This window comes from Arthrospira sp. PCC 8006, from assembly GCF_046480465.1.
Classification (GTDB): Bacteria; Cyanobacteriota; Cyanobacteriia; order Cyanobacteriales; family Microcoleaceae; genus Limnospira; species Limnospira platensis.
On the sequence record NZ_PKGG01000052.1, the window covers coordinates 16,730 to 29,178 of the forward strand.

At 43.0% G+C, this 12,449-nt stretch carries 8 protein-coding genes and 2 pseudogenes; all 10 read right to left on the minus strand.

What is annotated here, in order from left to right:
• Positions 1 to 315: 315 nt before the first annotated feature.
• Positions 316 to 918, minus strand: a complete 603-nt coding sequence (gene clpP / locus B9T16_RS10320) for an ATP-dependent Clp endopeptidase proteolytic subunit ClpP (RefSeq protein WP_006616717.1) — start codon at positions 916 to 918, stop codon at positions 316 to 318.
• Between the two features lie 58 nt (positions 919 to 976).
• A complete protein-coding gene (locus B9T16_RS10325) occupies positions 977 to 2,113 on the minus strand; it encodes an acyltransferase family protein (RefSeq protein ID WP_410244697.1) in 1,137 nt (378 codons plus the stop codon).
• 23 nt (positions 2,114 to 2,136) lie between these two features.
• Positions 2,137 to 5,133 (minus strand): FAD-binding and (Fe-S)-binding domain-containing protein, encoded by a 2,997-nt coding sequence (locus B9T16_RS10330; protein WP_410244698.1) that lies wholly within the window; start codon positions 5,131 to 5,133, stop codon positions 2,137 to 2,139.
• A 15-nt stretch (positions 5,134 to 5,148) separates the two neighbouring features.
• Positions 5,149 to 6,507, minus strand: a complete 1,359-nt coding sequence (locus B9T16_RS10335) for a hypothetical protein (RefSeq protein WP_410244699.1) — start codon at positions 6,505 to 6,507, stop codon at positions 5,149 to 5,151.
• A gap of 78 nt (positions 6,508 to 6,585) precedes the next feature.
• The gene (locus B9T16_RS10340) at positions 6,586 to 7,989 is read right to left on the minus strand and encodes a hypothetical protein (protein ID WP_006617092.1); all 1,404 of its coding nucleotides are present in this window, start codon (positions 7,987 to 7,989) and stop codon (positions 6,586 to 6,588) included.
• An 88-nt stretch (positions 7,990 to 8,077) separates the two neighbouring features.
• Positions 8,078 to 8,242 (minus strand): DUF5989 family protein, encoded by a 165-nt coding sequence (locus B9T16_RS10345; RefSeq protein WP_006617091.1) that lies wholly within the window; start codon positions 8,240 to 8,242, stop codon positions 8,078 to 8,080.
• Positions 8,242 to 8,655 carry an SxtJ family membrane protein gene (locus tag B9T16_RS10350; protein WP_006617090.1) on the minus strand — a complete coding sequence of 138 codons (414 nt, stop codon included), beginning with the start codon at positions 8,653 to 8,655 and terminating at the stop codon, positions 8,242 to 8,244. The genes B9T16_RS10345 and B9T16_RS10350 overlap by 1 nt, the downstream gene beginning before the upstream one ends.
• Before the next feature lie 96 nt (positions 8,656 to 8,751).
• Positions 8,752 to 10,689 carry a carbamoyltransferase gene (locus B9T16_RS10355; protein WP_410244700.1) on the minus strand — a complete coding sequence of 646 codons (1,938 nt, stop codon included), beginning with the start codon at positions 10,687 to 10,689 and terminating at the stop codon, positions 8,752 to 8,754.
• 321 nt (positions 10,690 to 11,010) lie between these two features.
• Positions 11,011 to 11,679: pseudogene (locus tag B9T16_RS10360) on the minus strand (HNH endonuclease); the annotation flags it as partial.
• A gap of 19 nt (positions 11,680 to 11,698) precedes the next feature.
• A pseudogene (locus B9T16_RS10365) lies at positions 11,699 to 12,212 on the minus strand (IS630 family transposase); the annotation flags it as partial.
• Between the last annotated feature and the right edge of the window lie 237 nt (positions 12,213 to 12,449).

Genomic DNA, 12,449 nt, shown 5'->3' on the forward strand with positions numbered 1-12,449 from the left:
GGAGATTCCCTATAATGATGATCTGTCTGACGATATTGCCAAAACCAATATTGAGTTACGAAGGTTAGGTTGGACAGCGGAACAGGGTTCTACACATCTACTCAAGACCTACGGAAAGCGATCGCGCCACCAGTTAACTTCTGAAGAATTGCTGGACTTTTTACACTATTTACAATCGATTTAGAATGTTTGATAGTTCCCCCGCCAACCCCCAACCCTAGAGGGCTTCTGGGTGGCAGGCGAGGAACTAGCGGGGCTCCACCGCTACATTAGAGCCCAGAGGGAGAGGGGCTTTCGACTGTGCAATGTTCTATATTAACTGTCAACCGGATTAGATGCAGAAGGACGGCGACTAATAACTTGATCGATGAGGCCGTAATTAACCGCATCTTCAGCAGACATAAAGAAATCCCTTTCTGTGTCTTCTTCGATACGGGATAGGGGTTGGCTGGTGTGTTTAGCGAGATTTTCGTTAAGTTGCCGTTTCAGATAGAGAATTTCTCTGGCCTGAATTTCAATATCAGTAGCTTGTCCTTGTGCGCCTCCGAGGGGTTGGTGAATCATAATCCGGGAGTGGGGGAGGCTGTAACGCTTTCCTTTAGCCCCGGCGCTGAGGAGAAATGCCCCCATACTGGCTGCTAGTCCCAGACAGACGGTGCAGACATCAGGACGAATATGGTTCATGGTGTCAAAGATGCCTAATCCCGCATTAACCCCCCCACCTGGGGAGTTGATGTATAGATAAATATCTTTTTCGGGGTCTTCTGCGTCTAAAAATAGCAGTTGAGCGACAATTAAGTTAGCAACATCTGAGTTAACTTGGGTTCCTAGAAACACGATGCGATCGCGCAGGAGTCGGGAGTAAATATCAAAGGCGCGTTCACCACGGCCTGATTGTTCGATGACGGTTGGAATCATAACGTGCTGCTAAGACTGTTAATAGATACTGTTGATCTATTGTAGCGATTTTCTGTGCCTAGACTTTCAGAAACCACCGACGGTTATACATGATATAGGCGATCGCCCACCAAAATATGACTGTAGCTACAGCATACATCAGCGATCCATTGAGGAATCCAGCCCAGGATACAAATATATTTTCATAGATCCAGGTTTTCAGATTCGGGCTAACGGGTTCGCTACCTACCCGGATCCGTATTAATATCCTGGCCAGTAAGCCGGAAGCCACAAATAGAAATATGGCATTAACTCCCATGATTTCAAAAGGTTTCCCCCACCGTCGCCAGTTTTTAACTTCTATGACCCCATAACAGAAGGCTAATAATAGCAGTCCCCACCCGGCGGTCACTAATACATAGGAACTGGTCCACAGTGCCTTATTAATGGGAAACCATATCCCCCACAAATAGCCGACCACCAGGCTACTGAGGGCAAACATTACTAGGTTAATGACGGTGAGACTATTGCGGGGTTTGGATTTTAGCCATTCTCCGGTAAGATAGCCGATGATTACGGTAACTGTAGCGGGTGCGGTGCTAAATAATCCTTCTGGGTCGTAGGGACCGCCTCGCCACAAATGATGGGAACCTAAAATTGTCTGGTCTATGAATGCGCCTAAGTTGCCTTCTGGTGATAGGTTGCCTGGGCCATAACCGGGTACGGGAATCATGGTCATAGCCAGCCAGTAACCTATGAGGGTGAAAATGGAAATTAGCCACAATTGCCGTCGGGAGAGGTTTAAAATGGCGATCGCACTTAGTCCATAGGCGATCGCTATTCGTTGTAATACTCCCATGATCCGGATATTGGCTAGGTCATAGTTGGGAAAACCATTTAGGATTAACCCCAAGAGAAACAGTAGCAGACATCGCCGCCCTATTCGACTATAAACTGATGGGGGTACTCCGTCGCCACCTAAACGATGTTCTGGGGAAAATTTGGACAGGGAAAAGGCGATCGCTACTCCCACAATTAATAGGAAACTGGGGAAAACTACATCGGTGGGAGTGCATCCATCCCATTCGGCGTGTTGCAATACCGGATACATATAACCCCAGCTTCCGGGGTTATTCACCAGTATCATGGCGGCGATCGCTATACCTCTAAATACATCAAGGGATATTAAGCGCATTTTAGTATTTTTCCAGGTCATCAATTTCCACAATACCTCTGAGTTTACAGTAATTTTAGTAATGCTTGGATGGGATGATTGGGGGTAAAATGACTAAATCTGTGAATTTGCGATCGACAAGAATAACCTGTGACTAAGATTTGATCGGGATTATCTATGGTTGAGATAATTCGCCCCCAACTACTATTATAAATTTCTTGGGATTGCTGATAGTGTTCGGCTTCATGACCATATATTCCCGCCATTCCGCAACAGCTTGTATTGATGATATTTAATTCTAATCCCATGGCTTCAAATAGCTGTTGCCATTGTTTTTGAGAGGTTAAAACGGCAGTTTTTTCCTGGCAATGTCCGAACAGGAAATAAGGCTGATTGGCGCTGAGTTTGGGTAAGCGATCGCCATATTTTATCAGAAACTCTTGCAGTAAGTTAATGGTTGGTAAGGCTTGACTAAAATCAAGCATTTTCGGGTATTCATCCCGATAGGTTAAAACTATACTAGGTTCAATGCCAATTAGGGGAATTTCTAGGGATTTTAATTGTTGCAACCATTGGCAGTTTTGGGAAGCGATCGCTTTAAACTCTCGCAAAAATCCTTTAACATGGGTGGTTTTACCACTGGGGAAAAAATCGGGTATATAAACATTATATCCTAATTTATGCAGAAAATCATAGACTGCTAATACCAGGGAAGATTCATAAAAACTGGTAAAGGCATCCTGTAGCAAAATCACACTACATTGCTTTTCCGACCCACTTAAATTTGCCAGCCTATCCAGATTAAATTTGGGGTGGTGGCGCGTCCGTAAACCTTCCTGGAGGGTGGGATGACTCACTACCGGAGGATCTACCATATTTAACAGAGTTTTAGTCGCCGCTTTTGATAGAGAATTTTGGCTGAATATATTGGCTATTTTTGGATGCAAAGATTGCCACTTTGACAGGGTTTCTATATGGGCGATTAGATAATCTCTAAAGGGTCGCAAATATCGAGTATGATAAAGATATAAAAACTTTGATTTCATGTCCGGGATATTCACATGAATGGGACATTGACTAGCGCAGGCTTTACAGGATAAACAGCCATTCATAGCTGCATAAACTTCCTGGGAATAATCATAATCTCCCCGCCATTGTTTGAGGGTATTCCAGAGGCGCATTATTAAAGTTGTCGGAGTTTCGGTAATTTCATCACCATGATTTTCTAGGAGTCTTAGCCACTCCCGCAACAAACTCGATCGCCCTTTTGGGGAATGAATGCGATCGCGAGTTACCCGATAGGAAGGACACATCACATCATCAGGATCGAAGTTAAAACAAGCGCCATTACCATTACAGTTAAACGCCCCTTCATATTCACTAATTTGGCTAGGATTAACTTGGCGGTCAAATTCTCCCCGCATGGGTGAATCTAATTTAACTACCGTATCTAAACTATCTATAGGCGTGACAATTTTACCCGGATTTAGTCGGTTTTTGGGGTCAAAGATAGTTTTCACTTCTCGCAAAACTTGATATAATTCCTCCCCAAAAAACTCCGGTGTATATTCACTCCTAAAACCTTTACCATGTTCTCCCCAAAATACTCCCCCATATTCACGCACTAAAGCCACAATGCGATCGGATAATTCGCGGACTAATTCTGCATCAGCGGGAACCTTTAAATCCAAAGCCGGACGCAAATGCAAACAACCAACATCTACATGACCATACATCCCATAAATCAGATTATATTCTGCTAATAAATCCCGCAATTCTCCAATATATTTAGCTAGATGCACCGGAGGAACCACTGTATCCTCAATAAACGGTATCGGTTTACGATTTCCCGGTTGATTTCCCAGAAGTCCCGCCCCCTTACTACGAAGTTTCCAGAGATTAATAATTTCCTGATTATTTTTTGCTAAATAATAACCATTTATCCCCTGATTGTCCCCTGTAATTTTCTCAAGAATTGAGTCTATTTTGGGTTGAATCTCAGCCTCGCTTTCTCCCACAAATTCCACTAAATTTATAGTTCCAGATACCGGGATAAAATCCTTAACTGCATCATAGATTTCATCCTGTTTAGCCAAATTCAGAATCGTCTCATCAATAGTTTCGATCGCCCCTGGTTCCGAGGTCAATAAATCCATAGCCCCTTCCAAGGCATAATTAAAACTTTCATAATGAATAACCAGTAGTTTTTTCGCCTGGGGAATTGGGGTAAGTTTAAGTTTGGCTTCCGTGATAACTCCTAAAGTTCCCTCCGCCCCTGCTAATAAATAATTCAGGTTAAAAGTTTGTTTATCCTCCGAATAGACCTTAGCCAAGTTATAGCCAGTCATAAATCGGGTCAGTTGAGGAAATACCTGATTGATTTTCTCTTCGTTTTCCGTGAGAAGGTCAGCCAGACGATTATAAATATTTCCCACTCTCCCCCCTTGCTTTTTCAGGCGGTTTAATGCTATAGTATCCATAGGGGTGGAAATGCTTTCAGTGCCATCTGGTAACACCCAGGCTAACTCCAAAATGTGTTGACTGGTTCGCCCATAAATTCGCGACCCCTTCCCACAAGCATCAGTGTTAATCATTCCCCCAATAGTCGCCCGATTACTAGGCGCTACCGAAGGAGCAAAAAAGACACCATGAGGCTTTAAACATGAGTTAAGTTGGTCTAAAACTACTCCAGGCTGAACGCGGACCCATCCCTCGTCTAAATTGATTTCTAAGATGTTATTCATAAACTTAGAACAATCAATAATGATTCCCTTAGATAAGGATTGACCATTAGTTCCGGTTCCCCCTCCCCTGGGAGAAAAGGTGATATTTTGATAGGGAGTTTGACTAGCCAGTTTAAACAGAATCACTAAATCATGATGGTTTCTTGGGTAAACTACTCCCTGGGGAAGTATCTGATAAATACTATTATCAGTTGCGATTACTAAACGAGTAGCAAAATCTCCCTTAACCTCTCCCAAAAAACCAGTTTTTTCTAACTGATTCAAGAATCCCAAATAATCGGAATTTATAGTATTTTCTGGTTGTAAATTGGGAATCATCAATCCTCCTTGTTGTTAGTCAGTTAGAGGTTCATTAGCCAAGTTAAGATTTGGTGGGTTTAGGCGTTGATTAAGTATATTTTTAATACTTTCCGCCACATAACTCGAAAGGATATTTTCACCAGCCGGGGTATAATGACAACAGTTATCAATGTACATGATTTCTGGCGCAGCATCAAAAATATTGACCCCATTAAAAATAGTCACCCCCGCCGCCTCCAAGTCAGCAATTCGATTTAATAGTAGAGGATAACCTGCTACAATAGGCTGGCGGTAAGGGGTATTCTCACTAAATGCGATCGCTTTTTCTTCGCTACTAAAAACCCTATTAGTGGCATGATATTGGTTAGGTTGCAGAATATGGAAATAGGGAATATTTTTCGCAGATAAAATATGATTCATCACCGTAGAAGTTCTCACCCATGTATCAGTAATTTTAGCCAAGGCTTTCTCTTCCGGTAAAACTGACTCTTGAGTATAAAATAAAAATACGCTGCCTTCTCCGCCGTCATCATCAGGAATTTGTTGATATCTTTGAAAGCGTGCAACCTCCTGGTAATAATCTTTAATTAATCCTTGGATAGCCAGATTGTTGATAGTATAACAAGATGCCATCCGACAATTTTTTAAGTTAGAAACAACCTGATTAATTCGAGGTTTAGCTTGCTTAATTTTCAGTAAACTTTCTAAGGCTTTCGTAGATAAACTCTGATTAGCTAAATTAGTTAAAGGTTGGATATGAGATGCACTTGGCATTGTCAATTCCAGTTTTTGTTCATTATTAACACTAGATAAAGCCAGTTCATTAAACCCATCAATATTAATCACCATATCAAACACTTGACCCACAGACAGCAGATAATTCAAAATCAAAAGCTGTTGTGGCTGTTTATAACCTCCCGTAGCAAAGGATAAAATAATTAATTCTTTGTTTTCTAAGCCAGGAACTTCTCTAAGTTTGGTTTCTAAAATTCCATTTTGAATCTCATAGATAGAATAGTTAGAAGCCACTGACCCCCCAAACACTCCCACTATAAATTGATTTTCGTTAGTTTTCACAAAGGGATAATTATATGGAGAAATAAAGCCATAGTTATTATATTTGAACCCCGGACGAAAATCAGGACCAGGTTTAGGTGCATATCCGAAATAGGGATGTAGTCTTTCTACGATAGAAATTTCCATCCTCATACCTTCTAGGTTCAAACCCATTTCTTCAATGCTTGGTCGTTGACGAGTATAAAATAACTGGTTATGGCGGACTAAATAAAAACCCAGGGAACCCAATTCTACAAAAAACCCTAACAACAATAGGTTAATTAAAGTGATTTTCCCAACTTCTTTGATTTGCTTGCGATTAAATTTGTGTTTCATTATCATAGATTAATAGGAGGTGATAATCATCGAAACTGTCAAACATTAGCAACTCATATATAAGTTATAGCCGAATACTTAGGGGGTTATTGACTGGAGACGGTTAACAATGGAATTGCCAATATATTCAGTAAAGATTTCTTGACCTCTGGGTGTATAGTGACAACAACTGTCTCTATATACCGTTTCTGGTTGGGTGTCAAAAACTGTCACAGCATTGATAACATTAACCCCAAAATTTGGCAAATCTTCCCCTCTAGCAAGTAACCGAGGATAGCCTTGTATAACTCCTTCTATATACGGGTTATCATCAAAAATGGCAATTTCTTCGGCGGTGAAAGTTCTTTGGGTGGGATGATACTGATTAGGCTGTATTACATGAAAATAAGGGATATTTTTATTTGCTAAAGTTTGATGAATCATTTGGGAAGAGTTAAACCAGATATCTACCATTTTATCAAAGGCTATGTCATCTGGTAAAACCTGGGTATTTTGGGGTATGGAAATTAAACTATTGGCTAAATCATCTTCATTTTGGCGTAACTCAATCTGCATGGCATCTAAGGCTGCGACCTGGCTTTGATATTTTCTAGTGAGTTGATTAACTTGATAGGAATTCCAAGCGTAACAAGAGGCGAGTTTACAGTTTTCTAACCTCTGAATTTGACGGACTAATTTTTCCCTGGTTTCGTTCATTTCCGCCAAAGCTAAAACGACAGGAATATTAGTATTAGCCAAGGCGGTTAGGGGTTGAATGTGTTGGAAACTCGGCATGGAAACTGGGACAGATGCTTGATTATTTAATGGTGGTAATGCAACTTCATTAAAACCATCAATATTAACCACTAAGTCTAATTCCTGACCAATTGACAAAAAGTAGTTGAGAATTAATAACTGTTGAGGTTGTTTATAACCCCCATGAGCAAAGTTTAAGATAATAAATTCTTTATTGGCTAATTCGGGAACTGTTCTGAGTTGTTTAATTAAAGTATTTGATAATTCCTTATGAGTAACTTCATAATTGGCAAAGTCAACGGCGACAGAACCCCCAAAAATACCAATAATAAACTGATTATCATTTTGTCTGATCAAGGGGTAATCATGGAGACCAAAAAATCCGTAGTTATTCACCCGCAAGCCAAAGGGATTATCCGCAAATAAGCCGGGTTTTAATACATAGCCAAAAAAGGGGTGAAAACGCTCGACTATAGCATTTTTATCATCATTGTTTCCGGTAGGTTGTTCCCTCACCCCTATCTGTTCTAGAAGTTGATTTGTGGCGGTTTTATCACGATTATGAGTATAAATAAACCGCTGTTCTGTGACTAGGTAAAACAGGAGAGGTACGACTTCTAAGATGAGTAAAATTAGGGCTAAATTAATGCCGACAATTCCGAGCAACTCTCGATTAACCACCCCCCGTTTAGCGGATTTTTCCTCAATGGGGGTTGATGGTCGTTTAAATAATGGCAGATTTTTCATATAATCCAGGTCAGGAAAATCAAGAAATTAGGGGGTTAGAAAATTACTCTTTCCCCCAATTGCCAACAATTTCGACGCTAATACAGTATCAAAATAAAGTATAAATGAAAGGTGCGATCGCCGACCCTTGACTAAGGACAATCAAAGCCCCCAACAACACCATAGTAATAATCAACGGTAGCAGCCAATATTTTTTGCGCTCCCGCAGAAAACCCCACAAATCTTTCAGAAAATCTAATGTTGCTTCAAACACTAGAAAGGACGCTCCATACTTACTCTTGAACGGACTTGACTGGGAACCCGATAGGTTGATACATTAGGATCTAGATCTCGTTTCATGGCATCAGAGCCAAATAAACGCTTAATTGCCCCCATCGGTGCAATCATAACGTAAAACACAGCCCCCAAAATAATTCGGGTATTAATTCCAGCCAAAACCAAGCCTATCCGCATCCAAGTATAATAAATCGGATTAAGAGTTGACGGAGACAGGAAMGACCACACCCAGAGAATAGTCGCAACCACCCATGGCCAAGCAGGGGGCGGCCAGTGGCGGAAAATTAATGGCAACAGTAAGCCAAACAAGCCAGCACAAATTGCACCCGTTGTCAAGCCAAATTCCCGCAAGCCTTTTCTATCAAGTTTGGGGATATCGTGATCAGTCATAGTGAATTTTTGCAACTAATTATATAACAGAGAACAGAAAACCGAGAAAAACAGATATCCTACCAGAGGGAAGCCACTAGAAGTGGCTCCTAGGGATTAATCTAACTCAAACTCATTTTTCCAAGATTCATCTTTTGACCAGGGAGTTTGTGCAGTTTTGGCGAGTAGGTAATTTTCCAAAACCAGATAATCCATCTCCGTCCGCATAAAGCAGCGGTAGGCATCTTCGGGATCGCAAACAATGGGTTCACCCCGCACATTAAAAGAGGTATTAACCACTAGACCACAGCCTGTAAGTTGTTCAAAATGACTAATTAAACTGTGATAGCGGGGGTTAGTTTCGGGGTGTACAGTTTGAATGCGTGCCGAATAATCGACATGGGTAATAGCGGGAATTTCCGACCGGGGAATATTCAGCTTTTCAATCCCAAAAAGTTGTTCTTGTTCGGAGGTCATAGGAATCCGGCGAGACTCCTTAACGGGAGCGACCATCAACATATAAGGACTGTGGGTATTGTGTTCAAAATAAKCAGCGACACGCTCGGCTAAAACGGAAGGCGCAAAGGGTCGGAAAGACTCCCTATATTTAATTTTGAGATTCATGACGGACTGCATTTTAGTGTTACGAGGGTCGCCGATAATTGACCTTCCACCCAAAGCACGCGGCCCAAATTCCAKCCGACCTTGGAACCAGCCGACGACATTACCATCAGCCAAAATTTCGGCTAACYTAGGCATCAATTCAACATCTGCCAAATACATATATTTAGCATCAATGGAATTGAGATAATCCTGAATATCGGAATTGCTAAAAGAGGGACCCAAATAGGAGCCTTTCATCATATCAGCGGGGGCGGTGCTAGGAATAACCCGAGGAGTTATAGTCGCCACTGCTGTTTCTGTTCCGGCTGCGGCTTCGAGTTCGATTTCGTTCTCTATGGTGACTGGCTGCTTCACCAGGCGGGGTTGTTCACAATATTGATACCAAACAGCCAAAGCTGCCCCTAATGCGCCTCCTGCGTCTCCTGCTGCGGGTTGTATCCAAATATCCTTAAAGGGACCTTCTCGCAATAGGCGACCATTAGCGACACAGTTGAGGGCGACTCCGCCAGCTAAACAGAGATAATCAACATTGAGTTCTTTTTGTACGGTCCGACCTAGGCGCAGCACTACTTCCTCTGTGACGACTTGAATAGAAGCGGCGATATCCATTTCCCGTTGAGTGAGTTGGCCTTCGGCTTTCCGAGGGGGTCCGTCAAACAACTGGTCAAATTTCTTGTTGGTCATGGTTAACCCGGTGGCATAGTTGAAATACTTCATATTCAACCGGAATGTGCCATCATCTTTGAGGTCGATTAAATGGGTTAAAATCCGATCAACATAGCGAGGTTGACCATAGGGCGCTAACCCCATGAGTTTATATTCGCCAGAGTTGACTTTAAAGCCGGTGTAGTAGGTGAAGGCTGAGTACAGTAAACCGAGAGAGTGGGGAAAGTCGATTTCCCACAGGGGGGTCAGGTTATTACCATCGCCTAACCATACGGAAGTGGTGGCCCATTCCCCTACACCGTCTAAACACATGACGGCTGCTTTTTGGAAGGGACTGGGAAAAAAGGCTGAGGCGGCGTGGGATTGGTGATGCTCGGTAAACATGAGGGGGGGAAGTTTGGCTTTTTTGACCCCCATGATGGCTGAAAGTTCTTTTTTTAATACGGTTTTCAGATAAAGTTTTTCTTTTAACCAAATTGGCATGGCGGCTAGAAAAGACCGAAACCCACGGGGAGCATAGCTGATGTAGGTTTCTAGCAGGCGCTCGAATTTGACTAAGGGTTTATCATAGAAAATGATGCGATCGACATCGAATAGGGTAATATTCGCTTCCTGAAGACAGTAGCGAATGGCGTTTTGGGGAAATCTGGCATCGTGTTTTTTGCGCGAAAATCTCTCCTCTTGGGCGGCGGCGATAATTTCTCCATCCCGCACGAGAGCGGCTGCACTGTCATGATAGTAAGCCGAGATTCCAAGTATGTTCATTCATATTTCCTCACAGAATGGAATTAAGGTTTTTGGGGTGAGTTGTGGGTCAACGGTTAAAATATCCACAGATTATAGCGAATTCCTGGTCAAGGTTAACGCGAATGGGAAAATTTAATTGCATAAGGGCTGGTAGTCATTAGGGTAAGGGGGTTAGCCGAAACTGGCGATCGCCAACAGACTACCACTGATTCGGTTAAACTCGCACTTGTTCGTGTAGTTGTACCCGAATTTAACGTAGACCTCTCGGGAGCGTGGAAGCGCCGTGTCTTTAGACCGGGGAGGAAACGCGACACGGGGACTTTAGTCCCCGTCAGTCTTTCAAGCATAGGTGTAACCATCCTTTCTGTGAATTGGTTGGCAGTATTTGTGGCTGATGCCTGCCACTCTGACCGAGGCAGTGGTAATATCGAAACTGCCGGAAGCACGGCAGAGAACCCGTCCTACATAGGAGCCAATTTTCTTCCCTGCCGTGACAGTGGCAGTAACGATATCGCCAGCCTGAAAGCCTTTGTGAATTTGTCTCCTTGAGCGGTGACGAGTTGGGAATCCGTACTTATCCGTCCCGCACATCTGACGGGTTCCATGCCCCTTCGCTAAAATCAGCAACGGTTTGGAAGCAAGAACTTCGAGTGATTCGACTTGTCCAACACAGGCAGCATCAATCCAATGAGCTTTAGGTAGGTTGAGCCGAATTCGATTGAACTTAGTTTGTCCGCCCGTTCCTGTGGTTACTGGGAGTCCTGTTGCTTTCAAAGCATTGAACAATGCCCATCGAGTTGAATTGACCGCTGCTGCATCTTTAAGGGGTGATTTTGCCTGCCTGAGAAGACGACTCAGTAAATCAGGCTGGCCCGATAAAAAATCTCGAATGTCCCCATTGCCTTTGGCTTGATTGCATGAGTGGCAAGCCATCGTCAGGTTAGAAACCCGGTCAGAGCCACCCTTAGACCGGGACTGGATATGCTCAATTTCAAGCGCTACATTTTTATAGCATTAGTCAAGGTGGTTAGGACACAGCTTGGAGAACGGAATCCATGGCATCATCGAGAGAATCAAACTGCTCACGTGCAATGGCGAATGCGGGCTTTCAACCACGACCAACATTTCTCTATCTTGTTGAGGTCTGGCGAATAAGGCCGAAGATAGAGTAAACGGCATTGAGCTGCCTCCACCAGTTCAGCCTGCCGCCCCCCTTTATGAAACGTTGCATTGTCAAATACTAGAGTCTGACCTGGCTTCAATGTTGGAATTAAGATAAACTCCAACTACAACTCAAACACTGTCCGATTACAACAACCCTCAAAGGTAAAGGGAGYTAAGAGTTGTTGATAACACCATGCGGCCATATAGCTCACCCTGCCCTGCCTCTTCCCTGATTTGAGGGTATGGAAGCGTTGTCCTTCCTCGCAGTAACCATAAGGATAATCCGAGTCTTGACTATTCATGCCAGCTTCATCGAGGTAGACCACTTCTTGTGGCTCCATCTGTTCAATNTGAGCAATAAACTCCTCTCGCTGTTGCTATTTMGTAGGTTGGGTGGAGTATGGGAACCCAACAACAACATCTCTCAGTGATGTTGGGTTTCACCCAACCTACCCAGCTCGAATTTCGGTATTGCACAGTGAGGAATGATGAAGAGAACGGAGGAAGTTGTCCATGCTTCAATAAGAAACGAGGTGCGAGACGTTCAGGCATGAAATAGGGCTGCAATGCCCGAAATAACTGCCTGGTGAGGATTTATACCCCTTGGTTGCATA